This is a genomic window from Pseudomonas sp. 2024-210, assembly GCF_045062345.1.
Taxonomy (GTDB): domain Bacteria; phylum Pseudomonadota; class Gammaproteobacteria; order Pseudomonadales; family Pseudomonadaceae; genus Aquipseudomonas.
In genome coordinates this window covers 151,456-177,865 of record NZ_JBJGEJ010000005.1, presented here as the reverse complement: position 1 = coordinate 177,865, position 26,410 = coordinate 151,456, and the positions used below count along the sequence as shown (strand labels likewise).

Genomic DNA, 26,410 nt, shown 5'->3' with positions numbered 1-26,410 from the left:
GCAGACTCGAGTCCATGCCCCGTAAAACCTGGCGCGAAGCGCTAGCTGCCTATTCCAGCCCCTCGACCCTTGTGCTGTTGCTGCTCGGTTTTGCCGCCGGCTTACCGTACATGCTGGTGTTTTCAACTCTCTCCGTATGGTTGCGTGAAGCCGGTGTGGCCCGCGAAACCATCGGCTATGCGAGCCTGATCGGTCTGGCCTACGCCTTTAAATGGGTGTGGTCGCCGCTGCTCGACCAATGGCGCTTACCCCTGCTGGGCAAACTCGGTCGACGCCGATCCTGGCTGGTACTCGCCCAAACGCTTGTGATCCTCGGACTCATCGGCATGGGCTTTTGCGACCCGCAAAAGCACTTGTCATGGCTTATAGCCATTGCCGTCGTGGTGTCGTTTGCCTCTGCAACTCAAGACATTGCCGTAGACGCCTATCGACTGGAAATTGCCGACGACAACCGTCAGGCCGCCCTTGCTGCCAGTTACATGTCTGGCTATCGCGTTGCCGCCTTGCTGGCCACTGCCGGCGCATTGTTCTTTGCCGAAGGCTTCGGGTCTACGGGCTTTAACTACAAGCACTCAGCATGGACCGGCACCTATGTGCTGTTCGGTTTGTTGATGGTTCCGGCGTTGTTGACCACCTTCTTCATGCGCGAACCGCCAGTGCCACTGCGCACTCAACTGTCTGCGGGGCGCTACAGTTTTGCCCACCAACTGGCATCGGTGTTCGTATTGATCGTACTGCTGGTGTCCGTGCCGGCCATGTTCACCCAGTTGTACAACACCGACTTCGCCAGCGTGCTTTTCGAGGGTGTAAGCCCGGTGAACCTGGTCCTCGAGGACCGAGCTTTTCTGAGGGCCATCCTCTACACACTGCTCACCGTTCTATGCCTGTCATCAATGGGGCGACGAGGTCTGGCCCCTGTTCTGACACCGGTTAACGACTTCATCTTGCGTTACCGCTGGCAAGCCCTGCTGCTGCTCGGCCTGATCGCCACTTACCGCATGTCTGATACGGTCATGGGCGTAATGGCCAACGTGTTTTACATCGACCAAGGCTTCACCAAGGATCAGATTGCCGGGGTCAGCAAGATTTTCGGCCTGATCATGACGCTTGTTGGGGCCGGCATGGGCGGGCTGCTCATCGTTCGCTTCGGTATCTTGCCGATTCTGTTGATCGGCGGCGCAGCCTCAGCGGGTACCAACCTGCTATTTATGCTGCTGGCTGACATGGGCCCTAATCTGCAAATGCTGATTGTCACCATTTCACTCGATAACTTCAGCTCGGGCCTCGCGACATCTGCCTTTGTGGCCTACCTGTCCAGCCTGACCAACCTGAAGTTTTCGGCGACCCAATACGCACTGCTCAGTTCTATCATGCTGCTGTTGCCGCGCCTGATGGGTGGCTATTCAGGGGTTCTGGTGGAGAAATTCGGTTACCACAACTTTTTCATCATCACTGCTGTCATGGGCGTGCCGACCTTGCTACTGATCAGCCTGCACTGGTTTCAGGAAAGCCGCCGGGCGCGCTTGAACCCGCCTGTCAATCTCGAAAAAACCCCGTAAAAATCGGGGAGAGCCTCTCTCCCCGCCCCGCCCTGTACGCAGACACCTCTCGCCCGTACAATGCCCAGCTATTTCCAGTCATCAGCAACGGCACCGGCTAACCATGCGCACCAGTCAATATTTGCTCGCCACACAGAAAGAAACGCCTTCCGACGCGGTCGTTATCAGCCATCAGCTGATGCTGCGCGCCGGCATGATTCGTAAACTTGCTTCCGGCCTGTACACCTGGCTGCCCATGGGCTTACGCATCATGCGTAAAGTCGAAGCCATTGTTCGCGAAGAAATGAACGCTGCTGGCGCTCTGGAAGTGCTGATGCCGAGCATTCAACCGGCTGAATTGTGGCAAGAGTCGGGCCGCTGGGAAGAGTACGGCCCCGAGCTGTTGCGCCTCAAGGATCGCCACGGTCGTGAGTTCTGCGTTGGGCCGACCCACGAAGAAGTGATCACCGACCTGTGCCGCAACGAGTTGAACAGCTATAAACAGCTGCCTATCAACCTGTACCAGATCCAGACCAAGTTCCGTGATGAGATTCGCCCTCGCTTTGGTTTGATGCGCGGTCGCGAATTCATCATGAAAGATGCCTATTCGTTTCATACCGACGAGGCTTCGCTGCAAATCACTTATGACCGCATGCACCAGGCTTACTGCAATATATTCTCCCGCCTGGGCCTTAACTTCCGCCCAGTAGAGGCCGACAACGGCTCCATCGGCGGCGCTGGCTCCCATGAGTTCCATGTATTGGCCGAGTCTGGCGAAGACGATATTGCTTTCAGCAATGCTTCGGATTACGCCGCCAACATCGAAAAAGCCGAAGCGGTGCCACGCGAAACTTCACGCCCTGCGGCGACTGAAGAGCTGCGCCTGGTCGACACGCCCGATGCCAAAACCATCGTGCAATTGGTAGAAGGCTATAACCTGCCAATCGAAAAAACGGTCAAGACCCTGATCGTTCACGCAGCCGAAGAAGGCAAGTTGATCGCACTGGTGATCCGTGGCGATCACGAGCTCAACGAAATCAAGGCCGGCAACCATCCTTTGGTGGCAAGCCCGCTAACCATGGCTTCGGATGCAGAACTGCGCGATGCAATCGGCGCCAGCGCGGGTTCTTTGGGCCCACTGAACCTGCCGTTGCCGTGCATTATTGACCGTTCTGTCGAGCTGATGAGCGACTTTGGCGTGGGCGCCAACATTGATGACAAACATTACTTTGGCGTGAACTGGGAACGCGACCTACCTGTTCCGACTGTTGCCGACTTGCGTAACGTGGTGGCTGGCGACCCAAGCCCTGACGGTAAAGGCACGCTGGAAATCAAGCGCGGCATTGAAGTCGGTCACATCTTCCAGCTGGGCACCAAATACAGCGAAGCCATGAAGTGCCAGGTACTGGGCGAAAACGGCAAGCCAGTCACATTGGCAATGGGCTGCTATGGCATTGGCGTATCCCGCGTGGTCGCTGCTGCCATCGAGCAGAACAACGACGAGCGCGGCATTATCTGGAGCGACGCCCTGGCTCCGTTCCAAGTGGCACTGGTGCCACTGCGTTACGAAACCGAAGCCGTTCGCGAAGCCACTGACGCCCTGTATGCCCAACTGACGGCTGCCGGTTTTGAAGTGCTGCTGGATGACCGCGACAAGAAAACAAGCCCAGGCATCAAGTTCGCCGACATGGAGTTGATCGGTATCCCGCACCGGATCGTCGTCAGCGACCGTGGCTTGGCCGAAGGCAATCTGGAATACAAGAGCCGCACCGAAGCAGAGCCGCAAGCACTGCCCGTTGCTGAGGTGTTGGCCTTCCTTCAGGCGCGTATCCGTCGCTGAATCCAGATAGAGACACCATGTTCAATCGACACACCTTGACCCTCGGGGGCGCCGCCATGTGCGGCGCCCTGCTGCTGAGCGGCTGCGCCAACCACATGTCGCAACGCAGCGAGCACGAGGAGCGCATTGAGCGCAAACTGCTCGCCCACAACTTGCAGATCGATGTCGGCTCGCCATCAGTGCTGGAGCTGCCGCAACGCCGTGTGCGCATCAATGAGCAAAAGACCTTTGAGGTCACTGAGTTCGATGTCACGCGGCATTACGACAGGTACACGCCCTATCAACCCTGGCGCGAGGTCTATGAGATTCCGCTGGGTGCAGTAGCGATCGTCGCCGGCGTGGGCGCCAATGTGCTTAACGTCTTTATGTTTGGGCAATTACCGGACAGCGTGACAAAAGACTGGATCAGCTATGGTTTTGCCGGCATTAACCCGGCCATGAACGTACAGTCCCATGGCCGCGCCGAACAAAATCTGGCGGGAATTGACGATATTCAACGCGACAAACGCCTCGAAAACTCAAGCTTGCCTTGGGCTGAACGGCCGGTCATGGTCAAGGCTGGCTCGCAAAGCCACGAAATGACGACGGACCGTAACGGCGTCCTGCGCCTCAACTTGTTGGACAGCCCTTTTGCCGAGCAGGATTTGAACCGCATCAGCACCCTGACGATTGCGGTTGAGGATGCACAGGACGAAACTCACTCTGACTCCACACTGTCGATCAGTCACACGTTGCGTACAAAACTGCTCGAAGCGCACAACCTGATCTACGACGACCTTGAGGGTGACGACGTCAACCAATGGGTTCACCGGGTCAAGCGCCTCTCAGAATTGGGGCTGGAAGAAGAAGCCAGCGAACTGGAGCAAAGTCTGATTGAACTCACTCGCAACGACCCGGAGTTACAACGTGAGTTCTTGCAGGCTCTGACCCAGAAAGCCGGTCGATTGGTGGCAGACCCCGGCGTCAGCTAACGCCCGAACAGCTCCAACTGTTCATGACCACCGCTCAAATCATGCAACCGCACGCCAAGCCCCAACAATCGGACGGGCTTGGCGCCTCGGGCAAACGCCTGACTTAACAACCCCTCGTAACTCTCAAGGTCGCGACCGGCACCCGACTGCTCAAGCGTGGTCTGAGTAAAATCGTGGAACTTCACTTTGACGAACGGCTTTCCGGGGCGGTAACCGCTGCCGATGCGCTCAATCCTTCGATTCAGGGTTTCAAGCAACTCCGGTACTTTTTTAAGGCACGTCGCCAGATCGGGCAAATCCGTGTCGTAGGTGTTCTCCACACTTACGGATTGCCTGCGGCTATCACTTTGCACCTGACGCTCATCAATCCCCCGCGCCAGCCCCCACAAACGCTCCCCGAAACTGCCAAATTCCCGCACCAGCGCCAATTTGTTCCAATCACGAAGATCCAGACAGGTTTCAATCCCCAAGCGCGCCAGCTTGTCAGCAGTGACCTTGCCTACGCCGTGCAGCTTGTTAACCGCCAACGCCGACACGAAGTCTTCCACCTGATCCGGGGTGATAACGAACAAGCCGTTGGGTTTTTTCCAGTCGCTGGCAATCTTGGCGAGGAATTTGTTCGGCGCGACCCCTGCAGATACAGTGATATGGAGCTGGTTGGAGACCCGACGCCGAATGTCTTGAGCGATTCGCGTCGCACTGCCAGCAAAGTGCGAGCTATCTGACACATCAAGATAAGCCTCATCCAGCGACAGCGGCTCAATCAGCTCGGTGTAATCACGCAAAATACCATGAATTTCTTTGGAGGCTTCTTTATAAGCCTCCATTCGACCGCTCACGATCACCAGGTCTGGGCATAGCTTAAGCGCATGGCGGGACGCCATGGCCGAGCGGACACCGTAAGCCCGCGCTTCATAGTTGCAAGTTGAGATCACACCGCGCCGATCAGCCGAGCCACCCACCGCCATTGGCTTGTTCGCCAGGCTCGGGTCATCACGCATCTCAATTGCGGCATAGAAACAGTCACAGTCAACGTGGATGATTTTGCGCTGCGTCATGTAGGGCGGTGTTCTTAAAAGGAAAGGCAATGCAGATCGCCAGTATGTCACCGGCAACTGTATATAGCACCAGTAGTCTTATTTCTGGCCGACGAGCGTAGGAAATTTACCCGGTTTATTTGATTTTTTAATCGAATAAAACTGATCGATAGAGCCAAACCCTATACAGGGCAAGGGCTGTAGCCATTCTAATAACTGAAAAACACCCTAACTGATTGAAGCAGAACGCTATTTTCTAAATTAACGATTGACAGCACCGCGTATCGCTGTAGAATCCACCCCACAGACGCGGGATGGAGCAGTCTGGTAGCTCGTCGGGCTCATAACCCGAAGGTCGTCGGTTCAAATCCGGCTCCCGCAACCAAACATCAAAAAAGGCTACTCGAAAGAGTGGCCTTTTTTGTGCGCGTTTGTTTTTACCTTTTTATGCCATCGCCGACCTTGAGTAGCTGATGAGGCACTAAGGCATCAGCGGCGTAGCTATCGAAAGCCCTGCCCGTGCATGACCTCACAAGCATCGCTTTGACCGGATCAACGATTGCTTACCACCACCCCCTATTTGCACCTTATTTAACCGTTTTGTGGATTAAAGGTTGACTCCCCTGCTCATCACTGTAAAGTGCGCCCCACAGACGCGGGATGGAGCAGTCTGGTAGCTCGTCGGGCTCATAACCCGAAGGTCGTCGGTTCAAATCCGGCTCCCGCAACCAAACATTAAAAGGCTACTCGAAAGAGTGGCCTTTTTTGTGCGCGCGTGTTTTTCACGATGATTGCCAAGCCAGGCCATCAAGCATTAAAACGGCGTATTTCAATCACTTACGCGATTTAAGCTTGACACCCCGGCGATCCTCTGTAGAATCCACCCCACAGACGCGGGATGGAGCAGTCTGGTAGCTCGTCGGGCTCATAACCCGAAGGTCGTCGGTTCAAATCCGGCTCCCGCAACCAAACATCAAAAAAGGCTACTCGAAAGAGTGGTCTTTTTTGTGCGCGCTCAAAAAGTCATGTGCAGACGTTTATTGACAATAAACGTCATATTTCTGAAAGTTCGACAGTCCATGCTTCGCGCCCACAATTAACTGTTTTTCACACACCTAACCTGAACATCAGGCAAACAGCTGCAAGTTTTTCAAATTATTTTGACCAAAAGGATTGGTAACTTGAGTCGATGCCTCCATCCTGTCGCGCACGATCCACGAGGTGATTGATGCCCGATAATTCGCCAGAACCCACAGAAGCCGTTACAGCTACCCACCCCATTGCCGCAACACGGTTGCGCTGGCTGGACTTGCTGAGCAAATACCGCCAACCCATTGGACTCGCACTGACCCTGCTGCTGTTTGCAATAGCATTGATCGCTTGTCGTCATTTGTTAAGCGAACTGGATCTCTACGCCCTGCAAGACTCCCTTCAGGAAGTCCCCAAGCCCGCCCTCCTCGGCGCCTTGGCTGCGACAGCCGTGGGGTTTTTGATACTGCTTGGGTATGAGTGGTCGGCGAGTCGTTATGCAGGGGTCAAGCTGCCCACCAAGACCCTGGCCTTCGGCGGCTTTACGGCGTTTGCCATTGGCAATGCCATCGGACTGTCCTTGCTGTCTGGCGGATCAGTGCGCTATCGGCTTTACGCGCGCTATGGCGCAGGTGCCTCTGAAGTCGCCCACATGACGCTGTTTGCCAGCCTGTCACTGGGGTGCGCATTACCGCCTTTGGCTGCACTCGCAACGCTGAGTAATCTGCCAGCAGCTTCGACAGCCCTGAATATTCCTGTCTGGATATTAGGCTCAGTGTCTGTTGCCGTACTCGCGCTGTTTGCGCTACTGGCGCTGGGCATTTACCGCCGTCGTTTGCCTGAGCAACCCATCCCGAATAATCTGCTGGTGAAGGCCGGACGGCGCACCCTGCGATTGCCCAGCCCACGCTTGACCTTGCTGCAACTGGTGATTACCGCGCTGGACGTCGCGGCTGCGGCCACAGTGCTGTACTTACTGCTGCCTGAAGCGCCCCCGTTTGGCCCCTTCCTGCTGGTTTATTTGCTGGCACTGGCCGCAGGCGTTCTCAGTCATGTGCCTGGCGGCGTCGGGGTTTTTGAAGCCATCTTGCTCGCTGCGTTCGCCGACAAACTGGGCGCGGCCCCACTGGCAGCCGCGCTGCTGTTGTATCGCATGATTTACGTGATTTTGCCGCTGCTGGTCGCGTGCTTCATGCTGCTGCTCAATGAGGCACAGCGACTGATCCATACCCGACAAAGCTTGCGGGTAGCCTCCGGTCTGGCAGCACCGATTCTTTCAGTTCTGGTTTTTATGTCCGGCATCGTGCTGCTGTTTTCAGGCGCGACGCCCGAAATTGATACACGCCTTGAACACATCGGGTTTCTGATCCCCCATCGCTTGATCGATGCTTCGCACTTCGGCGCGAGCCTGATCGGCGTGCTTTGCCTATTGTTGGCTCAAGGCCTGAGACGCCGCCTGTCGGCCGCCTGGATGCTGACCACGATTCTCTTGCTGGTCGGCGCCGTGCTATCCCTGCTCAAAGGTTTTGACTGGGAAGAGGCCACTATTCTGGTACTGACTGCCAGCCTGCTGGGGCTGTTTCGCCGCTCCTTCTACCGCCCGAGCCGACTGACCGAACTGCCCTTTTCGCCGCTGTATCTGGTGTCCAGCATCTGTGTGCTAGGTGCCTCTATCTGGCTACTGTTATTCGCCTATCAAGATGTGCCTTACAGCCATCAACTGTGGTGGCAATTCACCCTCGATTCCGACGCACCCCGCGGCCTGCGCTCTCTGCTGGGTGCTGCCGTGCTGCTGGTGATTGTCTCGCTCACTTGGCTGCTGCGCACCGCACGCCCGGTCATCCATTTGCCGGATGCCAGTGAGTTGGATAAAGCCGCCAAAATCATCCTGGCCTCTGACCAGCCCGATGGCGGGCTGGCCTTGACGGGCGATAAAGCACTGCTGTTTCACCCTGATGACAACGCCTTCTTGATGTACGCACGTCGTGGACGCAGTCTGGTTGCGCTGTATGACCCGATCGGGCCGCCTCAGCAACGGGCCGAATTGATCTGGCAATTCCGTGACCTGTGTGACGTCTATCATGCTCGCCCCGTGTTCTATCAGGTTCGCGCCGAAAACTTGCCGTTCTACATGGACATCGGTCTGACTGCGATCAAGCTGGGAGAAGAGGCCCGGGTGGACTTACATCGATTTGATCTCGACGCCAAAGGCAAAGAGATGAAAGACCTGCGCTACACCTGGAACCGTGGCACCCGCGACGGCCTGTCGTTGGAAATACACGAGCCGGGTGAGGCGCCAATGGCTGAACTCAAAGTGATTTCCGATGCGTGGCTGACGGGCAAGAATGTGCGCGAAAAGGGCTTCTCGCTGGGGCGCTTCAGCGAGGACTACATCAAGCATTTTCGCGTGGCGATTATTCGTTTCGAAGGCAAACCGGTGGCTTTTGCCAACTTGCTCGAGACCCACAGCCATGAACTGTCGAGCCTCGACCTGATGCGCGCTCACCCGCAAGCCCCCAAGCTGACCATGGAGTTCATGATGGTCGGTCTGATTCAGCATTATAAAAAGCATGGATACGCACGATTCAGCCTGGGCATGGTGCCCTTGTCTGGCCTGCAACCGCGCCGCGGCGCGCCACTGACTCAGCGTTTAGGGTCAATGTTGTTCCAGCGTGGCGAGCACTTGTACAACTTTCAGGGTTTGCGTCGCTTCAAAGACAAATTCCAGCCTGACTGGGAACCTCGTTATATGGCCGTTCCCGCCGGACTTGATCCACTGGTGGCACTGGCCGATACCGCCGCCCTGATTGCAGGCGGCTTGACTGGATTGGTGAAACGTTAATGAAACATCGTTCCTGGCGGTTTTTATGGCTTGCATTGGTTGTTCTGGTCGCGCTCGCCGCTGGCGGTTATGGGTGGTGGAATCGTCCCGCCCCCGAACCCACCGTTGAACACCTGACCCAGACTGACGGCTCGACCCTGACCAGGGTGTCACCAGGGCAGAAGGCCCAAGCCCGCGTGGTTATCGCAACGCCGGCCGAAGAGGCCTTGACCGACAAACAACTCACGGCGTTAAGCCAGGGTGGTAAAGCGCAACTGGTGCAAGTGATCCTGCCCAAGGATGATTGCACCTTGCAGCACAAAGCCCTGGAAACGGCCCTGCAACAGCTTAAGGGCCCTGCCACGCTGGTCAGCGGCATTGGCCCAGGGGCAACGCTGGCGTGGCGCTGGCTAGCCGAACAGACAAACGACAAAGCCCAGGCCGTGTCGGTGGGTTTCAAGCTGGAAGAACCCGGTTGTACCCTGCCCGTGCCGAAATCCGCAGCCCACGGCAACTGGCTGGTGGCTTGGAATGACAACCCTGACGACCCGAGCGCAGCCTTTGTGCGCGATCAACCCAATGCCCAAACCAGCATCAGCGATTACGACATTCACTTCCCACAAGTGTTGAGCAACGAACTGCGCAAAATTCTGGTGGGCGATGACAACGGTGGGCTGAACATGCCCGTGGTTGAAGTGCCTGCTGGCCAGCAAAACAGTACCGTGACGTTATTTCTGTCAGGCGACGGCGGATGGCGTGACCTGGATCGCGACGTGGCCGGGGAAATGGCCAAGATCGGTTACCCGGTCGTCGGCATCGACATGCTGCGTTATTACTGGCAGCACAAGACCCCCGAGCAAAGCGCCACCGACCTGACCGAACTGATGCAACACTACCGCCAGAAGTGGGGCACTCAGCGCTTTGTGCTGGTGGGCTATTCGTTTGGCGCGGACGTATTGCCCGCCACCTACAACCGTTTACCCGAAGCCGAACAGAATCGTGTCGACGCCATCATGCTGCTGGCCTTTGCCCGCAGTGGCAGCTTTGAGATCCATGTCGATGGCTGGCTGGGTAAAGCGGGTGCAGAAGCGGATACCGGCGAAGAAATGTCCAAACTGCCTGCCAGCAAAGTGGTGTGCATCTATGGCGCAGAAGAAGTCGATGAAAGCGGCTGCACGGCCAAGACGGCGGTGGGCGAAAGCCTGAAGCTGCCGGGCGGGCATCACTTTGACGAGAATTACCCGGCGCTGGCCCAGCGTCTGGTTGACCTGATCAAGAAGCATCAAGTGACACCGGAGTAAAGGCCGACCCTCACCCCAGCCCTCTCCCAGAGGGAGAGGGAGCTTGATTGTGATGTTGCCCAAATCTGCTTTTGCTTTTAGTCCCCTCTCCCTTTGGGAGAGGGAGCTTGATTGTGGTGTTGCCCAAATCTGCTTTTGCTTTTAGTCCCCTCTCCTTCTGGGAGAGTGAGCTTGATTGTGGTGTTGCCCAAATTTGCTTTTGCTTTTAGTCCCCTCTCCCTTTGGGAGAGGGAGCTTGATTGTGGTGTTGCCCAAATCTGCTTTTGCTTTTAGTCCCCTCTCCCTCTGGGAGAGGGAGCTTGATTGTGGTGTTGCCCAAATTTGCTTTTGCTTTTAGTCCCCTCTCCCTTTGGGAGAGGGAGCTTGATTGTGGTGTTGCCCAAATCTGCTTTTGCTTTTAGTCCCCTCTCCCTTTGGGAGAGGGAGCTTGATTGTGGTGTTGCCCAAATCTGCTTTTGCTTTTAGTCCCCTCTCCTTCTGGGAGAGGGAGCTTGATTGTGGTGTTGCCCAAATCTGCTTTTGCTTTTAGTCCCCTCTCCCTTTGGGAGAGGGAGCTTGATTGTGGTGTTGCCCAAATCTGCTTTTGCTTTTAGTCCCCTCTCCCTTTGGGAGAGGGAGCTTGATTGTGGTGTTGCCCAAATCTGCTTTTGCTTTTAGCCCCCTCTCCCTTTGGGAGAGGGAGCTTGATTGTGGTGTTGCCCAAATCTGCTTTTGCTTTTAGTCCCCTCTCCCTTTGGGAGAGGGCTAGGGTGAGGGGGCTTTGGCCTTTTCTACATCTCCACCTGCGTCCCCAACTCAATCACCCGATTGACCGGCAACTTGAAGAAACGCAGGTTGCCATTGGCGTTCTTCAACATAAAACCGAACAACGCTTCGCGCCAACGCGCCATGCCCACCAATTTTGACGCGATCACCGTCTCGCGACTCAGGAAATAAGTGGTGCGCATCGGATTGAAGTCCAACTCATCGAGATGGCACAACTTCAGCGCTTGCGGCACATCCGGCTCATCCATAAAGCCAAAGTGCAGAATCACCCGAAAGAACCCCTCCCCATAGGCATCCACTTCAAAACGTTGCTGTTCTGGCACTCGCGGGGTGTCTTCGTTCATCACCGTCAACAACACCACCTGCTCATGCAGCACCTGGTTATGCAGCAGGTTGTGCAGCAACGCATGAGGCACTGCATCAGGTCGGGCAGTCAAAAACACGGCCGTACCTTGCACACGATGTGGCGGCTGTATTCGAATGCTGCTGATAAACAACGGTAACGGCAGCGCATTTTCATCCAGGCGATCTACCAGTAACTGTTTGCCGCGCCGCCAGGTGGTCATCAAGATGAACAGCACAATCCCCGCCAGAACAGGGAACGCCCCGCCTTGCACGACTTTCGGTACGTTGGCAGCAAAAAACAATCCGTCCACCAACAAAAACCCTATCAACACCGGCACCGCCAACACGGGTGGCCACTTCCACAGCAACAACATGACGGCGGACACCAGAATACTGGTGATCAGCATGGTGCCCGTGACGGCCACGCCGTAGGCCGATGCCAGCGCCCCCGAAGACTCAAAGCCCAGCACCAGCAAAATCACCCCGACCATCAACGACCAGTTCACCGCACCAATATAAATCTGCCCCTGCTCAGCGCTGGAGGTGTGCTGAATGTGCATGCGCGGGATATAACCGAGCTGAATGGCTTGGCGGGTCAACGAGAAGGCGCCCGAAATGACCGCCTGGGACGCAATCACGGTCGCCAGCGTGGACAGGACAACCAACGGGATCAACGCCCAGCTGGGTGCCAGCAAATAGAACGGGTTGCGCGCCGCGTCAGGGTTCTCCAGCAACAGAGCACCCTGCCCGAAGTAATTGAGCACCAGCGCGGGCAGTACCAGCACAAACCAGGCGCGAGCAATCGGCTTGCGCCCAAAGTGCCCCATGTCTGCGTATAGCGCTTCAGCGCCGGTCAACGCCAGTACCACAGCCCCTAAAATGGCCACGCCCATGCCGGGATGTGAGACAAAGAAACGCACGCCCCACATAGGGTTCAGCGCATGCAACACCTGCGGATGCTGGAGGATGCCGTGAACCCCCAGCCCTGCCAGCACCACAAACCACAGCACCATGATCGGGCCGAATAGCTTGCCCAGCGTCGCCGTGCCTCGTCGTTGAATCAAGAACAGCGCCACCAGCACGATCAAGGCCAAAGGCACGACCCAGCGATCCAGACCGCTAAACGCCAGCTCAAGCCCTTCAACGGCCGACAAAACCGAGATCGCCGGGGTAATCATGCTGTCGCCGTAAAACAGCGAGGCACCCACCAAACCCAGAATCACCAGCACCGAGCGCAATTTGGGATAAGGCGAGGCTGCCCGCCGTGCCAGCGCCGTCAGCGCCATGATGCCGCCCTCGCCTTCGTTGTCCGCGCGCAAGATGAACAGCACGTACTTGATCGACACGACCCAGATCAGCGACCAGAAGATCAGCGCCAAAATGCCGAACACCCCGTCGTGATTGACTTGAACGCCATACCCACCGGAAAACACTTCTTTGAGGGTGTACAACGGACTGGTACCGATATCGCCATACACCACACCGACGGCGGCAACCAGCATACCAATGGGCTTTGCTGTTGAATGACCGTGTTCCGCTGCCTGACTGCTGACCTGCCCCATCGACCACTCCTACGACTCTAGATCGCACTTTTAAACACCGAGCACCGCACTGAACAGCGCACTCTGTTTTTCTGACTGCTTGTGCAGACACTTTCCTGCAAAACACGGGCGTAAAATACGCTCTTTTCACGACGGCGCGCAGCATAGCGCAGCACTCGTCGCAAATCCCCGTTTAACGCTGGTCAAGCGCGTTGCCCATAGCTAGAATTGCGCACTTTTTTTCATTAGAGGCGCACTAAGCGCCCGTTCGTCGTGCAGCCTTTTACGGGCATGTAACGTCACTACATACCGAGGTTCGCCATGTCCACCGTTACCAAGCCAGCCAACCCGAAGGTCGGGTTTGTTTCCCTGGGTTGCCCTAAAGCCCTAGTCGACTCCGAACGCATCCTGACGCAGCTGCGTATGGAAGGCTACGATGTTGTTTCCACCTACCAGGACGCTGATGTCGTGGTGGTCAACACGTGCGGCTTTATCGACAGCGCCAAGGCTGAATCGCTGGAAGTCATCGGCGAAGCCATCAAGGAAAACGGCAAGGTCATCGTCACCGGCTGCATGGGCGTCGAAGAAGGTACTATCCGCAACGTGCACCCTAGCGTTTTGGCCGTGACCGGCCCGCAGCAGTACGAGCAAGTCGTCAACGCCGTACACCAGGTTGTACCGCCCCGCCAGGATCACAACCCGCTGATCGACCTGGTGCCACCACAAGGCATCAAGCTGACACCGCGCCACTATGCCTACCTGAAAATTTCCGAAGGCTGCAACCACAGCTGCAGCTTCTGCATCATCCCTTCCATGCGCGGTAAATTGGTCAGCCGCCCGGTCGGTGACGTGCTCGACGAAGCCCAGCGCTTGGTCAAGTCCGGCGTTAAAGAGCTGCTGGTGATTTCCCAGGACACCAGCGCTTATGGCGTTGACGTAAAATACCGCACCGGTTTCTGGAACGGCGCGCCGGTTAAAACCCGCATGACCGAACTGTGCGAAGCCCTCAGCACTCTGGGCGTATGGGTGCGCCTGCACTACGTTTACCCGTACCCGCACGTTGACGAGCTGATCCCGCTGATGGCGGCAGGCAAAATCCTGCCCTACCTGGACATCCCCTTCCAGCACGCCAGCCCCAAAGTACTCAAAGCCATGAAACGTCCGGCTTTTGAGGACAAGACCCTGGCCCGCATCAAGAACTGGCGCGTCATCTGCCCAGACCTGATCATCCGTTCGACCTTTATTGTCGGCTTCCCCGGCGAAACCGAGGAAGACTTCCAATACCTGCTCGACTGGTTGACCGAAGCACAACTTGATCGTGTTGGCTGCTTCCAGTACTCGCCAGTAGAAGGCGCACCCGCCAACTTGCTCGATGCCGCCATCGTGCCGGATGACGTCAAGCAAGAGCGCTGGGAGCGCTTTATGGCTCACCAGCAGGCCATCAGTGCCGCCCGCCTGCAACTGAAGATCGGCAAGGAAATCGAAGTGCTGATCGATGAAGTGGACGAACAAGGTGCTGTGGGTCGTTGCTTCTTCGACGCTCCGGAAATCGACGGCAACGTGTTTATCGCCACCGAGAAAGATATCAAGCCCGGTGACAAAATCATGTGCCGTGTGACCGACGCCGACGAGTACGACCTGTGGGCTGAAGCGATTTAAACCGCTAACGCTTCTAAAAAAGCCCTGCCGTGCTCGCGACAGGGCTTTTTTTACGGCTATGGTTAATCCATCACGCTCGCCATCTGCGCCAGGAGACACGCCGATGCTACACAAGTGGGCCATTCATACACCGCGCCTTGGCGATTTTGCAGAATTGACTGACGTATGGGAGTCATCTGTTCGTGCTACCCACGATTTCTTGCCTGACAGCTATATCCAACTGCTGCGGCCCTTGGTCAAAGATCAGTACCTGGACAGCGTGATGCTCGCGTGCTGCAAAGACTTGGCTCGCAAAAAAATCTGCGGCTTTGTGGGCGTGGCAGCCAACAAGGTTGAAATGCTTTTTATCCACCCTGACTATCGGGGCCTGGGAATCGGCAAAAGCCTGCTCTCATTCGCCATAAACGAGCTCAACGCCCAGGAACTGGACGTCAACGAACAAAATCCGCAAGCCATCGGCTTTTACATCAAACAAGGCTTTGAAGTTGTCGGCCGCTGCGAAAAAGACGGCTTGGGCCAGCCCTATCCGTTGCTGCACTTGCGTTATAAACGCCCACTCCGCGCTTTCGGTAAATGTAGCCGGGCTTAACCAGCGCCAGCCGGGTACAATAGTCGCCCCATTCTATTACGGCCCCTGTCATGTCTGAACCGATACGTCTCTCCAAACGCCTCATCGAACTCGTCGGCTGCTCGCGCCGTGAGGCCGAACTGTTCATTGAAGGTGGCTGGGTCACGGTAGATGGCGAAGTCATCGACGAGCCACAATTCAAGGTCGGCGACCAAAAGGTCGAGCTGGATCCGCATGCCAAGGCCACACCACCCGAGCCTGTGACCATTTTGCTGAACGCACCTGCGGGCCTGGACACTGACAGTGCCCTGGCTCTGATTGGCCCAGAGACCCTGAGCGAAGAACACCGCTACGGCAAGCGACCGCTTAAAGGGCATTTCCTGCGTCTGACCGTTGGCAATGAGTTGCAAGCCAACGCCAGCGGCCTGCTGGTGTTCACCCAAGACTGGAAAATCGTGCGCAAACTGACTGCCGACGCCAACAAGATTGAGCAAGAGTATGTGGTTGAAGTCTCTGGCGAGATGGCCCCGCACGGTTTGAACCGCCTTAACCACGGCATGACCTACAAAGGTCGCGAGCTACCTGCCGTGAAGGCCAGCTGGCAGAGCGAAAATCGTCTGCGCTTTGCGATGAAGAATCCGCAGCCGGGTGTCATTGCACAATTCTGCCAGGCCGTCGGCCTGACCGTCATTTCCATGCGCCGTATTCGTATTGGTGGCGTATCGATGGGCAAGCTGCCTGTCGGCCAGTGGCGCTACATGGCGACCACCGAAAAGTTCTAAACACCGCCTGCCCCGAACATTTCGACACCGCAGCATTGCCTGCGGTGCTCACTGCTGAATATCAGGATTGACCCTATGATTCATAACGACGTACTGCGTAGCGTGCGCTACATGCTCGACATCAGCGACAACAAGGTTGTCGAAATCATCAAACTGGGCGGTATGGACGTCACCAAAGAAGACGTGCTGACCTACCTGAAAAAAGACGAAGAAGAAGGTTTTGTACGCTGCCCTGACGACGTCATGGCGCACTTCCTTGATGGCTTGGTGATCTTCAAGCGCGGCAAGGACGAAAGCCGTCCGCCGATGCCGGTAGAACTGCCCGTGACCAACAACATCATCTTGAAAAAACTCCGGGTGGCCTTCGAGCTGAAAGAGGATGACATGCACGCCATCCTCAAGGCGGCAGAGTTCCCGGTATCCAAACCCGAATTGAGCGCCCTTTTTCGCAAGTTTGGCCACACCAACTACCGCACCTGTGGCGACCAGTTGCTGCGCAATTTCCTGAAAGGGCTAACCCTGCGGGTTAGAGCTTAAAAGCAGCGTTAAGCTGCAAGCTGCAAGCTGCAAGCTGCAATCAAAAGCATCATTGTGAATACTTGTCGCTTTTAGCTTGCAGCTTAAAACTTGCAGCTTGCCACTGGGAGCCCGCGACCATGACCTACAGCGTTTCACCTATTGGCTTTGTGCGCTCCTGCTTCAAGGAGAAGTTCGCCATTCCGCGTCAGCCGCAGTTGGCCCCGGCTGCCCGCGGTGTACTGGAGCTGGTTGCGCCTTTCAATCAGGGCGACGCAGTACAGGGACTGGAACAGGTGAGTCACGTCTGGCTACTGTTTGTGTTCCATCAGGCACTCGAAGACAAGCCTCGCCTCAAGGTGCGCCCGCCCCGGCTGGGCGGCAACACGTCGATGGGCGTATTCGCTACCCGCGCCACCCATCGCCCGAATGGTATTGGCCAGTCAGTGGTCAAGCTGGACAAGGTTGAACCCGGGCGCTTGTTTATCTCTGGAATTGACCTGCTAGATGGCACGCCGATTCTGGACATCAAGCCCTACGTGCCTTACGCCGACATCATCGACAGCGCCAGTAACAGCATGGCAAGTGCACCCCCGGCCTTGATCACCGTGCACTGGAGCGAGAACGCGCTGCACCAGGCGCAAGACCATGCCCTGCGCATTCAAGAGCCGCTGGTGGCGCTGATAGAGCAATGCCTGGCCCAAGACCCACGGCCGGCCTACCAAACACCTACAGCCGAGCGCGAATACGGCGCAGTTTTTTGGGATGTCGATGTGCGTTGGCATTACCCGGAACCCGGAGTAATTCGCGTGCTTGAAGTGATTCCAAAGCTGTAAGCGCAAACGAAAAGAGGGAGCTGGCAAGCCAGCTCCCTCTTTTTTTGATCAGCGCTGCTTACTTCTCGACGAAGGCACGCTCGATCAAATAGTCACCCGGCTCGCGCATCCGCGGCGAAACAGTCAGGCCGAAGCTGTTAAGCACTTCGCTGGTTTCGTCGAGCATGCTTGGGCTACCGCACAACATGGCACGATCGTCCTGCGGGTTGATCGGCGGCAGACCAATATCGGAGAACAGCTTGCCGCTGCGCATCAGATCGGTCAGACGCCCCTGATTTTCGAAAGGCTCACGGGTTACGGTCGGGTAGTAGATCAGCTTTTCGCGCACCGCTTCACCGAAGAACTCATTCTGCGGCAAGGTCTCGGTGATGAATTCGCGATAAGCCACTTCATTGACGTAACGTACGCCGTGGCACAGGATCACCTTGTCGAAACGCTCGTAGGTTTCAGGGTCCTGAATGACGCTCATAAACGGCGCCAAACCTGTGCCCGTGCTCAGCAGGTACAAATGCTTGCCCGGCTTCAAATCGTCAAGAACCAGCGTACCAGTAGGCTTTTTGCTGATCAGGACTTCATCGCCTTCCTTCAAGTGCTGCAATTGGGAGGTCAGCGGACCATCCGGCACCTTGATGCTGAAGAACTCCAGATGCTCTTCCCAGTTAGGGCTGGCGATCGAATAGGCACGCATAAGCGGACGACCGTTAGGCTGCATCAGGCCGATCATCACGAACTGACCGTTCTCAAAGCGCAGGCCCGGGTCACGGGTGCACTTAAAGCTGAACAGGGTGTCGTTCCAGTGGTGAACACTGAGGACACGTTCGTGGTTCATGTTGCTCATGTACGGGGCTCCTAAAATTCGCCTGCGCTGACAATGGGCGCGATTGCGCAGCATTCTAATGGCGAGGACAATATCTGTTAACTGAATTATTAAGATAAGGGTTATCGGTTATATCGATATGCGATTTACTCTCAGACAACTCCAGGTTTTTGTCACCGTCGCCCAACAAGAGAGCGTGTCACGCGCTGCGGGTTTGTTGGCCCTTTCACAATCAGCTGCCAGTACATCCATCACTGAACTGGAACGTCAAACCAGCTGTCAGCTATTTGATCGTGCGGGCAAACGACTGAGCCTCAATGCCTTGGGTCGCCAGTTATTGCCTCAGGCCGTCGCGCTATTGGATCAGGCCAAGGAAATCGAGGACTTGCTCAATGGCAAATCAGGTTTCGGCTCGCTGACCGTGGGTGCCACACTGACCATAGGCAACTACCTGGCCACGCTGCTGATCGGTAGTTTTATGCAGGCGCACCCTGAAAGCCAGGTCAAATTGATCGTTCAAAACACGGCGCATATCGTGCAACAAGTGGCCCACTACGAAATTGATCTGGGCCTGATCGAGGGTGATTGCAGCCACCCTGATATCGAAGTGCAAAGCTGGGTTGAAGATGAATTGGTGGTGTTTTGCGCCCCTCAACACCCGCTGGCTGCACGTGGGCACGCGACACTGGAAGAGCTGAGCCGCGAAGCATGGATTTTACGAGAACAGGGATCCGGCACCCGCCTGACTTTCGATCAGGCCATGCGCCATCATCAGACGTCGCTCAATATCCGCCTCGAACTGGAACACACCGAAGCGATTAAGCGAGCGGTGGAATCAGGACTGGGTATTGGATGTATCTCTCGTCTGGCCCTGCGCGATGCTTTTCGGCGGGGCAGCCTGGTGGCAGTAGAAACCCCTGATCTGGATCTCGCTCGCCAGTTTTTCTTTATCTGGCATAAAAAGAAGTACCAGACCTCTGCAATGCGCGAGTTTCTGGAACTGTGCCGCGCTTTTACCGCAGGTGTTCAGCGCAGCGACGAGATCGTGCTGCCGAGCATTGCTTAAAGCAGGATCACGGCCCACACCACGGCAATCAGCGTGAGCACCACAAATTGCGCGGCACTGCCCATGTCTTTGGCGTTTTTGGACAACGGGTGCAGATCAAGGGAGATTCGATCGATGGCTGCTTCAATGGCCGAGTTCAGCAACTCCACGATCAGTGCCAGCAAACACACAGCGATCAATAGCGCACGTTCTACCCGACTGACATTCAAGAAGAATGTCAGCGGGATCAACACCACATTAAGCAACACCAATTGCCGAAATGCCGCCTCGCCGGTGAAGGCTGCTCGTAAACCGTCCAGCGAGTAGCCGCTGGCATTCAAAATCCGTTTAAATCCGGTTTTACCCTTAAAAGGCGACATAGATAAGCAACTGCACAAAAAATGAGGGTGGAACGCTAGTTCACTGCTTGTTAAAAAAGCGTGAAAGCCAAGCGCTTAATGGCTTGAAATTGATTCAAGCTGTTGCAGAAGGAGCGCCGCCTGAGTGCGGGTACGAACCCCCAACTTGCGGAAGATAGCCGTAACATGCGCCTTGATGGTGGCTTCGGACACGCTCAATTCATAAGCGATCTGCTTATTCAGCAGCCCTTCACAGACCATGGTCAACACCCGGAACTGTTGTGGCGTGAGGCTGGCCAACCCTTCACTTGCCGCTTTGGCCTCAGCAGAGACCTGAACAGGCTCAAACGCCTGAGGCGGCCAGCTGACATCACCCTCCAACACAGCACGCACAGCCTTCTGAATGTCTTCCATCGAGCTGGATTTGGGGATAAAACCACTGGCGCCAAATTCACGCGAGCGCACCATAATTGACGCTTCTTCCTGAGCCGAAACCATCACCACCGGAATTTGCGGGTACTGCCCACGTAGCAATACCAGCCCGGAGAAACCGTAAGCACCCGGCATGTTAAGGTCGAGCAGCACCAGATCCCAATCGGCTTTGGCTGCCAGCTGTGCTTCAAGCTCGGCAATACTGGCGACCTCGACCAAGCGGACATCAGAACCTAAGCCCATTGTTACCGCTTGATGCAAGGCAGTGCGGAACAATGGATGGTCGTCAGCAATCAGGATTTCGTATGTGGCCATTTTTTAAATGATCCTGTTTTTTAGGCGAGCCCTGAAGCATTTCAGTACTCGCTAAGGCAACTCGAACAACAGCGTATAGGCGCGTTTCAAAACACGCGTTTTACGCTAAACGTCGGTAAATATAAGCGTTTTAACAGCCGTTGCCGCCCAATGGGCGCCAAGCATGCCGAGCGAAGCCAGAGGGGTCAAGTCGAAAACCTGACGCCAGACTCAACTAAATGCCATTACAGCGCCATCATGCAAAACCGTTGATGGCGTTAAGTGACATCGCGGTCAAAATTGTAGCGCTACTTCTTTAGTCTATTGAGAGCGATTCTGGGGAAGGTCTTTTACAAAAACGCCCAGTTCGCGGTGTGCGGCACTGCACTCATTCATCGGCAACTGGTTTTTCGCATCCAGATAATGCTGACTGAATACATCAAAGTAAGCGTCCAGCGCACAGGAGGCCTCGGTGTCTCCAGCAAGGTCCAGGCACAAGCTGGCCACCTCGGCTGTACACAAGTGCTCGCTGCGCGTTGATCTGCGTAAACGATAGCGAGACAGTTTTTCTGGCAGCAAACTCAAAATCGGCAAGGCATCAAAATACGGGCTTTTGCGAAAGATCTTTCGCGCCTCAGTCCAAGTGGCGTCAAGCAAAATAAAGAGCGGGCGCTTGCTGCCATCCAACGCCACCGAATGCGTGACACGCTCAGGGGCTACATACTCGCCCGGAAACACCAGATAAGGCTGCCACTGTGGGTCAGCCAGCAAGGCAAGCAATGCATCATCGGTTTCAGTGCGCGACCAGATAAAAGCAAAGTTGTCCCTGACCACGTCAGCAATCAACCAGCCTGTATTGCTCGGCTTGAAGACTTCCTTTTTGGTCATGATCAGGCACACGCCAGCGCGAGTACTGACCTGGGGCCGCCAGTTGCACAGACAATGACTTACGATCACTCGACACGTATGACAGCGCGGCGCACGTGAACCACGCGCCAGATAAGGCTTGGTGCTCTCCTCTTCACGCTCGTCACGTAAACGGGCAACAGCATTGGGGGAAAAGGTCATCAGGGTCATGGTCTGGGGCAACGACGGATAGTAAAAAGAGAGCCGGGAAGTTTAACAGAGGCCGAGCCACCATGACCGGGGGCATTTCCTGTCCTCGAATGCTGACCTATACTCCTGCGCCACTGAACGCACCGATCTATGACGGGTCGAAGCTTGCGTCACTGAAATCAGGAGAGTTTCATGCTGCGCACTATCATCCCGACCCTTGCTCTACTGTTTGCACTGCCACTGAGCGCACAAGCGGCCTCTCTTGCAGAGTTCAACTTGAACAAGGACTTGCTCAAAGTTGCCAAAGTCAGCAATGAAGGGAAACCCCGCGCCATCAGCCCCGACCTTCTGGACAAAGGCTTTTCCGTTGACAGCACGGTGCTGATCAATCATCTGGAAGCCAGCCCTACCCTGTCAGCACAAATGCGCTCTGCTCCGGAAGCCGCCGTTCCGCAACTGGGACGCAGCGTTTGCAGTAACCCGAATTTCCGTAAATTGATGGCCAAGGGCGCGACCATGCGCTTTGACATCCGGGAATACAAAACCAACACAGCGGTTTTGACCCAGGACATCGGCGCCGACAACTGCCAGCGCAAATAACCGTTACCTGCTTTTCTTCGCGCGCGCCGTGGCATAAAGCGGCGTGCAGCCCTCGCCGTATTTTTCATCGTAATCCCATGTCTTCTTCCACATCAGGCAATTAGCTATTGCCAGTCAAGACAACACCGGACCATCATCAAGGCATCGCTTTTGACACCTTGTGTCGTCGCGCTTGGCTGATCGGGCGCACCCAAGGATGTTGTCTAGAAGGAGCTATAAATGCCCGACCAAACCCAGGACACCCTGTCACTTTACTTCGAGAGCCACGGCCTGAACGTTGCCGAAGAGGTTGAAGCACAATTACAGCGGGTGGCCCCTAACAGCCCGAACCAACCGCTTTATCGTGAAATGCTGCTGACCGTCTTGCGCATGGCCCATGACGATATCGATCGCTGGAATGCCAAAATCACCCTGCAAGCCATTCGCGAGCTTGAGAAAACCTTTCGCGTACTGGAGCAATTCAAAGGACGCCGCAAAGTAACCGTCTTCGGTTCAGCCCGCACGCCCGCTGAAGATCCGCTGTATGCGCTGGCCAGGGAGGTGGGCGTAACACTGGCACGCTCAGACATGATGGTCATCACCGGAGGTGGCGGCGGAATAATGGCCGCTGCACATGAAGGCGCCGGTCTGGAATACAGTTTAGGGTTTAATATCACCCTGCCGTTTGAACAACGCGCCAATGCAACGATCATTGATTCAGAGCATTTGCTGGCTTTTCACTTCTTCTTCACCCGCAAGCTGTTTTTCCTCAAAGAAGCGGACGCCTTGATCATTTGCCCCGGCGGTTTTGGCACGCTGGACGAGGTGCTGGAAGTGCTGACGCTGATGCAAACCGGCAAAACACCCTTGGTGCCGATCGTGCTTCTGGATATGCCCGGCGCATCGTTCTGGCAAAGTGCCCTGGACTTCATCCATAACCAGTTGCAAGCCCATCAGTACATACTGCCCAATGATCTGAAATTGATGCGTCTGGTCCACAGTGCTCAAGACGCGGTTGATGAGATCGAGCAGTTCTACAGCAACTATCATTCAAGCCGCTGGCTCACCAAAACCTTTGTCGTACGCATGAAAAGGGCTGTAAATGGCGAAGCCCTTGAACAGATCAAGCTGAACTTTGCCGACATTTGCGTTCATGACAGTTTTCAACAGCAAGCCTATGGACAGGTTGAGCACGACAATCCTGCGCTCAACCACTTGACGTGTCTGAGCTTCGCCTTTAGCGGGCGTAATCAAGGGCGCTTACGCGAACTTGTCAATTTCATCAATCTGCCCGAAAACTGGGCGACAGCAACGTCATCGCTGGCACCGCAAAGGCCCGAGTCGGTCACTGAATAAGAGAGGGGGAGTGAGGCTACGACACGTTGCTTAGTGATCAAGCCTTCGTAGTAGGAACGAAGGTCAGACAACGCTTATCGTAGCCTGCGGCAGTGACTACAGATGGCCGCCGTCAGTCATCAAATTCTCGGCCACTTAACAAGCGGCCGATCATTTCTAGCGGATACCCTCGATAACTCAAGAAGCGCCCTTGGCGAGCACGTTCTTTCGCATCTTCCGGTAACTGCGCAGAGAACTTGCGACGCCAAGTTTCTTCCAATCGTTCTTGCCAGTTAAATCCGCACTCGCGCAGCGCATCCTCTACATCGCCACGGGGCAATCCGCGCTGATTAAGTTCTTCGCGGATGCGCAATGGACCATAACCGGAACCGGCACGATAAGAGATATAGCTTTCAAGGTAACGCGCCTCCGACAGCAAGCCATCTTCCGTTAAACGGTCGAGGGCGATGTCGATCATGTCGGGGCAAGCACCGCGCTGACGCAACTTGCGTGTCAATTCAACTCGACCATGCTCGCGTCGCGCGAGCAGGTCCATAGCAGTTCGACGCACCGCGGCCAGATTATCCAGAACTACGGTCATGAGTCAGATCAGTTGTTATTGGAGTCTGAGCCGTTTTCCAGCGCCATTTCTGCTGCTTCAGCTTCATCCGCGGCCGCTTTGGCTGCTTTACTCATTTTTGGCATGATTTTGATGTCAGCCATCTCGGCATCCGACTTTGGCCCCAACAACTTGGCGCGCAACTGCTTCTCAAGGGCTTCCTTGATTTCAGGGTTATCGTCCAGGAACTTAGCCGAGTTGGCTTTGCCCTGACCAATCTTGCTGCCGTTGTAGCTGTACCAAGCGCCCGCCTTCTCGACGAAACCGTGCAATACACCCAGGTCGATCATCTCGCCATTGAGATAGATGCCTTTGCCGTAAAGAATCTGGAATTCAGCCTGGCGGAATGGCGGAGCCATTTTATTTTTGACCACTTTGACGCGGGTTTCGCTGCCGACCACCACATCGCCTTCTTTCACCGCACCCGTGCGGCGGATGTCCAGACGTACCGAGGAGTAGAACTTCAGCGCGTTACCACCGGTGGTGGTTTCCGGGCTACCGAACATCACGCCGATTTTCATGCGGATCTGGTTGATGAAGATCACCAGGCAGTTGGCGTTTTTGATGTTACCGGTAATTTTACGCAGAGCCTGAGACATGAGACGGGCTTGCAGACCCACGTGCATGTCACCCATGTCGCCTTCGATTTCGGCTTTTGGGGTCAAGGCTGCCACAGAGTCGATGATGATCACGTCAACGGCGTTGGAACGCACCAGCATGTCTGTAATTTCAAGCGCCTGTTCGCCGGTATCAGGCTGAGAAACCAGCAGATCATCGACGTTAACACCCAGTTTGGCAGCGTATTCAGGATCAAGGGCGTGCTCGGCATCGACGAAGGCACAGGTGGCACCCGCCTTTTGTGCTTGAGCGATTACCGACAGAGTCAGTGTGGTTTTACCCGACGATTCTGGGCCGTAAATTTCAACAATACGACCTTTTGGCAGACCGCCAATGCCTAGCGCGATGTCCAGACCCAGCGAACCGGTAGAGATTGCCGGCACTTCCTGGCGCTCTTGCTCGCCCATGAGCATTACGGCACCCTTGCCGAATTGACGTTCGATCTGACCCAAGGCCGCAGCCAAGGCTTTCTTCTTGTTGTCGTCCATTAAAGTCCTCTCGTAATCAATAAGGCCGGTCGGCCGATAACTGTATAAGTAGCCAGTATTATTCCACAGGGTTAAACGATCGCCTACCCCTGTTTTTTTATTTCTCGTACCGTTCGGCGTATTAGGCCTTCCAAAGCCGCGATTACGGTTTGCCGACGCACCTCATCACGGTCACCGGCAAAATACCGGCGTTCGGTCGTGACCTCGCCGCCATCCCCCCACGCCAGCCAAACGGTGCCGACCGGTTTCTCTTGCGATCCACCACCAGGCCCGGCCACGCCACTTACGGCCACAGCAAAGCGTGCTCCGCTTTGCACCTGAGCCCCCGCAACCATTGCCTCGACCACTTCGCGACTGACAGCACCTACTTGGTCGAACAAGCCCTCAGGAACCCCCAATTGCTTAGTCTTTTGCAGGTTGGAATACGTGACAAAACCTGCCTCGAACCAGGCAGAACTGCCGGGGATACGGGTAATGGCTTCAGCAATACCACCTCCAGTGCAGGATTCAGCCGTCGTGACCTGAGCATCTAGCGCCTGCAGCAGGTGTCCGAGTTCGGCAGCAAGGTGAGACAGTGAGTCCATAGTAATTTCCTGAGCGGCAAGGGTTTCGACATCGTTGTAAGCACTGATCGATGCCATAACCTACACGAAAACTAAGGATCGATACGTGAGTCCGTTGCAGAACTCTCCACCCCAAGCCGCTTAGCAGCCCAACGTTGGTACAGGCTGATTGCAGCATCTGCACCGGCCAATGCAGTCAGGCATCCAAAGGCTCCCGCCGCCAGCACGGACATACCTGCCGAATACAACAACATAAAGGTCGAGACGCCGCAGACCACGCAGGCCCCCGAGCGCAGCGCAAGGCGTCGGATCAGCAACCATCCACTGGCACCGTCTTTATCAGCACGCCACATCTCGCCAAAAACCCCCCCCACCAAAGCCAGAAGGATGACCAGTAAAACCGGCATATCCAGCAATACCTGCGGTTCATTCATCGTGTCATCACTCCTGGGTCCTTAGGGATAAATAGTCAATGCCGACCTGAGGTGCCGGCGCTTTCGATCGCGCCACTTCCCTGTTTGAATTCGATCGCCGACCGTCATGCAAACTAGACTATGCATGTATGGATATACAGTCAATGCACCAGTGCATATATTTATATACCGCCCAACTCAAGCCACCCTTGAATACGTGTTGCGCAATAAACACCGCTTTAA

General features: G+C 55.6%; 23 protein-coding genes and 3 tRNA genes. 16 read left to right on the top strand and 10 right to left on the bottom strand.

The features are described from left to right. Window positions 1-14: 14 nt before the first annotated feature. The 3 genes from ACI7MX_RS09760 to ACI7MX_RS09750 all read left to right on the top strand — a co-directional run bounded on the left by ACI7MX_RS09760 (window position 15) and on the right by ACI7MX_RS09750 (window position 4,349). Window positions 15-1,559: an AmpG family muropeptide MFS transporter gene (locus tag ACI7MX_RS09760; RefSeq protein ID WP_314489854.1), complete on the top strand. Its 1,545-nt coding sequence runs from the start codon at window positions 15-17 to the stop codon at window positions 1,557-1,559. 103 nt (window positions 1,560-1,662) lie between these two features. Next, window positions 1,663-3,378, top strand: coding sequence for a proline--tRNA ligase (locus tag ACI7MX_RS09755; RefSeq protein ID WP_405587198.1), 1,716 nt, complete (start codon window positions 1,663-1,665; stop codon window positions 3,376-3,378). Between the two features lie 17 nt (window positions 3,379-3,395). Next, the gene (locus ACI7MX_RS09750) at window positions 3,396-4,349 is read left to right on the top strand and encodes a hypothetical protein (protein ID WP_405587201.1); all 954 of its coding nucleotides are present in this window, start codon (window positions 3,396-3,398) and stop codon (window positions 4,347-4,349) included. On the opposite strand, the gene dinB is transcribed toward ACI7MX_RS09750, so the two are convergent. Next, window positions 4,346-5,407 carry a DNA polymerase IV gene (gene dinB / locus ACI7MX_RS09745; RefSeq protein WP_314489848.1) on the bottom strand — a complete coding sequence of 354 codons (1,062 nt, stop codon included), beginning with the start codon at window positions 5,405-5,407 and terminating at the stop codon, window positions 4,346-4,348. The genes ACI7MX_RS09750 and dinB overlap by 4 nt on opposite strands. A gap of 287 nt (window positions 5,408-5,694) precedes the next feature. Between dinB and ACI7MX_RS09740 the strand changes: the two genes are divergently transcribed. The 5 genes from ACI7MX_RS09740 to ACI7MX_RS09720 all read left to right on the top strand — a co-directional run bounded on the left by ACI7MX_RS09740 (window position 5,695) and on the right by ACI7MX_RS09720 (window position 10,537). Beyond that, window positions 5,695-5,771: transfer RNA gene (locus tag ACI7MX_RS09740), tRNA-Met, on the top strand. 269 nt (window positions 5,772-6,040) lie between these two features. After that, a tRNA-Met gene (locus ACI7MX_RS09735) sits at window positions 6,041-6,117 on the top strand. Between the two features lie 161 nt (window positions 6,118-6,278). Further along, a tRNA-Met gene (locus ACI7MX_RS09730) sits at window positions 6,279-6,355 on the top strand. A 259-nt stretch (window positions 6,356-6,614) separates the two neighbouring features. Then, on the top strand, window positions 6,615-9,257 hold the full coding sequence (mprF, locus tag ACI7MX_RS09725) for a bifunctional lysylphosphatidylglycerol flippase/synthetase MprF (RefSeq protein ID WP_405587205.1): 2,643 nt from the start codon (window positions 6,615-6,617) through the stop codon (window positions 9,255-9,257). Further along, window positions 9,257-10,537 (top strand): virulence factor family protein, encoded by a 1,281-nt coding sequence (locus ACI7MX_RS09720; protein WP_405587208.1) that lies wholly within the window; start codon window positions 9,257-9,259, stop codon window positions 10,535-10,537. The genes mprF and ACI7MX_RS09720 overlap by 1 nt, the downstream gene beginning before the upstream one ends. A 770-nt stretch (window positions 10,538-11,307) precedes the next feature. Here the strand turns inward: ACI7MX_RS09720 and ACI7MX_RS09715 are convergent. Then, window positions 11,308-13,209, bottom strand: coding sequence for a potassium transporter Kup (locus ACI7MX_RS09715; protein ID WP_405587211.1), 1,902 nt, complete (start codon window positions 13,207-13,209; stop codon window positions 11,308-11,310). Window positions 13,210-13,509: 300 nt separating this feature from the next. Between ACI7MX_RS09715 and rimO the strand changes: the two genes are divergently transcribed. The 5 genes from rimO to tsaA all read left to right on the top strand — a co-directional run bounded on the left by rimO (window position 13,510) and on the right by tsaA (window position 17,549). Continuing rightward, window positions 13,510-14,847 (top strand): 30S ribosomal protein S12 methylthiotransferase RimO, encoded by a 1,338-nt coding sequence (rimO, locus tag ACI7MX_RS09710; protein WP_314488155.1) that lies wholly within the window; start codon window positions 13,510-13,512, stop codon window positions 14,845-14,847. 103 nt (window positions 14,848-14,950) lie between these two features. Beyond that, complete coding sequence (locus ACI7MX_RS09705; protein ID WP_405587215.1) at window positions 14,951-15,436, top strand: GNAT family N-acetyltransferase; 486 nt, start codon at window positions 14,951-14,953, stop codon at window positions 15,434-15,436. Between the two features lie 50 nt (window positions 15,437-15,486). Beyond that, the gene (locus tag ACI7MX_RS09700; protein WP_314488159.1) at window positions 15,487-16,197 is read left to right on the top strand and encodes an rRNA pseudouridine synthase; all 711 of its coding nucleotides are present in this window, start codon (window positions 15,487-15,489) and stop codon (window positions 16,195-16,197) included. Between the two features lie 75 nt (window positions 16,198-16,272). Further along, a complete protein-coding gene (locus ACI7MX_RS09695; protein WP_122784700.1) occupies window positions 16,273-16,734 on the top strand; it encodes a DUF1456 family protein in 462 nt (153 codons plus the stop codon). Window positions 16,735-16,853: 119 nt separating this feature from the next. Then, window positions 16,854-17,549: a tRNA (N6-threonylcarbamoyladenosine(37)-N6)-methyltransferase TrmO gene (gene tsaA, locus ACI7MX_RS09690; protein WP_405587219.1), complete on the top strand. Its 696-nt coding sequence runs from the start codon at window positions 16,854-16,856 to the stop codon at window positions 17,547-17,549. A gap of 58 nt (window positions 17,550-17,607) precedes the next feature. On the opposite strand, the gene fpr is transcribed toward tsaA, so the two are convergent. Beyond that, a complete protein-coding gene (fpr, locus tag ACI7MX_RS09685) occupies window positions 17,608-18,387 on the bottom strand; it encodes a ferredoxin-NADP reductase (RefSeq protein WP_122784702.1) in 780 nt (259 codons plus the stop codon). A 118-nt stretch (window positions 18,388-18,505) separates the two neighbouring features. Here fpr and ACI7MX_RS09680 point away from each other — a divergent pair, with 118 nt between their 5' ends. Continuing rightward, complete coding sequence (locus tag ACI7MX_RS09680) at window positions 18,506-19,432, top strand: LysR family transcriptional regulator (RefSeq protein WP_122784703.1); 927 nt, start codon at window positions 18,506-18,508, stop codon at window positions 19,430-19,432. On the opposite strand, the gene ACI7MX_RS09675 is transcribed toward ACI7MX_RS09680, so the two are convergent. The 3 genes from ACI7MX_RS09675 to ACI7MX_RS09665 form a co-directional block, all read right to left on the bottom strand. After that, window positions 19,429-19,791, bottom strand: a complete 363-nt coding sequence (locus ACI7MX_RS09675; protein WP_153377699.1) for a diacylglycerol kinase — start codon at window positions 19,789-19,791, stop codon at window positions 19,429-19,431. The two genes, ACI7MX_RS09680 and ACI7MX_RS09675, sit on opposite strands and share 4 nt — an antisense overlap. A gap of 75 nt (window positions 19,792-19,866) precedes the next feature. Then, on the bottom strand, window positions 19,867-20,517 hold the full coding sequence (erdR, locus tag ACI7MX_RS09670; protein ID WP_314488172.1) for a response regulator transcription factor ErdR: 651 nt from the start codon (window positions 20,515-20,517) through the stop codon (window positions 19,867-19,869). A gap of 300 nt (window positions 20,518-20,817) precedes the next feature. Beyond that, window positions 20,818-21,564: a tRNA-uridine aminocarboxypropyltransferase gene (locus ACI7MX_RS09665; RefSeq protein ID WP_314488175.1), complete on the bottom strand. Its 747-nt coding sequence runs from the start codon at window positions 21,562-21,564 to the stop codon at window positions 20,818-20,820. Between the two features lie 180 nt (window positions 21,565-21,744). Here ACI7MX_RS09665 and ACI7MX_RS09660 point away from each other — a divergent pair, with 180 nt between their 5' ends. Beyond that, window positions 21,745-22,152 (top strand): PA3611 family quorum-sensing-regulated virulence factor, encoded by a 408-nt coding sequence (locus tag ACI7MX_RS09660; RefSeq protein ID WP_405587224.1) that lies wholly within the window; start codon window positions 21,745-21,747, stop codon window positions 22,150-22,152. Between the two features lie 219 nt (window positions 22,153-22,371). Further along, complete coding sequence (locus ACI7MX_RS09655; RefSeq protein WP_314488182.1) at window positions 22,372-23,487, top strand: TIGR00730 family Rossman fold protein; 1,116 nt, start codon at window positions 22,372-22,374, stop codon at window positions 23,485-23,487. 112 nt (window positions 23,488-23,599) lie between these two features. Here ACI7MX_RS09655 and recX read toward each other — a convergent pair whose 3' ends face one another. The 4 genes from recX to ACI7MX_RS09635 form a co-directional block, all read right to left on the bottom strand. Next, complete coding sequence (gene recX / locus ACI7MX_RS09650) at window positions 23,600-24,067, bottom strand: recombination regulator RecX (protein WP_122784708.1); 468 nt, start codon at window positions 24,065-24,067, stop codon at window positions 23,600-23,602. A gap of 8 nt (window positions 24,068-24,075) precedes the next feature. Beyond that, window positions 24,076-25,191 (bottom strand): recombinase RecA, encoded by a 1,116-nt coding sequence (gene recA / locus ACI7MX_RS09645; RefSeq protein WP_314488187.1) that lies wholly within the window; start codon window positions 25,189-25,191, stop codon window positions 24,076-24,078. Between the two features lie 83 nt (window positions 25,192-25,274). Then, window positions 25,275-25,775 (bottom strand): CinA family protein, encoded by a 501-nt coding sequence (locus tag ACI7MX_RS09640; RefSeq protein ID WP_405587441.1) that lies wholly within the window; start codon window positions 25,773-25,775, stop codon window positions 25,275-25,277. 71 nt (window positions 25,776-25,846) lie between these two features. After that, window positions 25,847-26,188, bottom strand: coding sequence for a phage holin family protein (locus ACI7MX_RS09635; RefSeq protein WP_314488190.1), 342 nt, complete (start codon window positions 26,186-26,188; stop codon window positions 25,847-25,849). Window positions 26,189-26,410 lie beyond the last annotated feature (222 nt).

Excerpts from the sequence above, each read along its gene's own strand:
- ACI7MX_RS09760 (WP_314489854.1), top strand. The coding sequence starts at position 15 with ATGCCCCGTAAAACCTGGCGCGAAGCGCTAGCTGCCTATTCCAGCCCC.
- ACI7MX_RS09755 (WP_405587198.1), top strand. The coding sequence starts at position 1,663 with ATGCGCACCAGTCAATATTTGCTCGCCACACAGAAAGAAACGCCTTCC.
- ACI7MX_RS09750 (WP_405587201.1), top strand. The coding sequence starts at position 3,396 with ATGTTCAATCGACACACCTTGACCCTCGGGGGCGCCGCCATGTGCGGC.
- dinB (WP_314489848.1), bottom strand. The coding sequence starts at position 5,407 with ATGACGCAGCGCAAAATCATCCACGTTGACTGTGACTGTTTCTATGCC.
- mprF (WP_405587205.1), top strand. The coding sequence starts at position 6,615 with ATGCCCGATAATTCGCCAGAACCCACAGAAGCCGTTACAGCTACCCAC.
- ACI7MX_RS09720 (WP_405587208.1), top strand. The coding sequence starts at position 9,257 with ATGAAACATCGTTCCTGGCGGTTTTTATGGCTTGCATTGGTTGTTCTG.
- ACI7MX_RS09715 (WP_405587211.1), bottom strand. The coding sequence starts at position 13,209 with ATGGGGCAGGTCAGCAGTCAGGCAGCGGAACACGGTCATTCAACAGCA.
- rimO (WP_314488155.1), top strand. The coding sequence starts at position 13,510 with ATGTCCACCGTTACCAAGCCAGCCAACCCGAAGGTCGGGTTTGTTTCC.
- ACI7MX_RS09705 (WP_405587215.1), top strand. The coding sequence starts at position 14,951 with ATGCTACACAAGTGGGCCATTCATACACCGCGCCTTGGCGATTTTGCA.
- ACI7MX_RS09700 (WP_314488159.1), top strand. The coding sequence starts at position 15,487 with ATGTCTGAACCGATACGTCTCTCCAAACGCCTCATCGAACTCGTCGGC.
- ACI7MX_RS09695 (WP_122784700.1), top strand. The coding sequence starts at position 16,273 with ATGATTCATAACGACGTACTGCGTAGCGTGCGCTACATGCTCGACATC.
- tsaA (WP_405587219.1), top strand. The coding sequence starts at position 16,854 with ATGACCTACAGCGTTTCACCTATTGGCTTTGTGCGCTCCTGCTTCAAG.
- fpr (WP_122784702.1), bottom strand. The coding sequence starts at position 18,387 with ATGAGCAACATGAACCACGAACGTGTCCTCAGTGTTCACCACTGGAAC.
- ACI7MX_RS09680 (WP_122784703.1), top strand. The coding sequence starts at position 18,506 with ATGCGATTTACTCTCAGACAACTCCAGGTTTTTGTCACCGTCGCCCAA.
- ACI7MX_RS09675 (WP_153377699.1), bottom strand. The coding sequence starts at position 19,791 with ATGTCGCCTTTTAAGGGTAAAACCGGATTTAAACGGATTTTGAATGCC.
- erdR (WP_314488172.1), bottom strand. The coding sequence starts at position 20,517 with ATGGCCACATACGAAATCCTGATTGCTGACGACCATCCATTGTTCCGC.
- ACI7MX_RS09665 (WP_314488175.1), bottom strand. The coding sequence starts at position 21,564 with ATGACCTTTTCCCCCAATGCTGTTGCCCGTTTACGTGACGAGCGTGAA.
- ACI7MX_RS09660 (WP_405587224.1), top strand. The coding sequence starts at position 21,745 with ATGCTGCGCACTATCATCCCGACCCTTGCTCTACTGTTTGCACTGCCA.
- ACI7MX_RS09655 (WP_314488182.1), top strand. The coding sequence starts at position 22,372 with ATGCCCGACCAAACCCAGGACACCCTGTCACTTTACTTCGAGAGCCAC.
- recX (WP_122784708.1), bottom strand. The coding sequence starts at position 24,067 with ATGACCGTAGTTCTGGATAATCTGGCCGCGGTGCGTCGAACTGCTATG.
- recA (WP_314488187.1), bottom strand. The coding sequence starts at position 25,191 with ATGGACGACAACAAGAAGAAAGCCTTGGCTGCGGCCTTGGGTCAGATC.
- ACI7MX_RS09640 (WP_405587441.1), bottom strand. The coding sequence starts at position 25,775 with ATGGACTCACTGTCTCACCTTGCTGCCGAACTCGGACACCTGCTGCAG.
- ACI7MX_RS09635 (WP_314488190.1), bottom strand. The coding sequence starts at position 26,188 with ATGAATGAACCGCAGGTATTGCTGGATATGCCGGTTTTACTGGTCATC.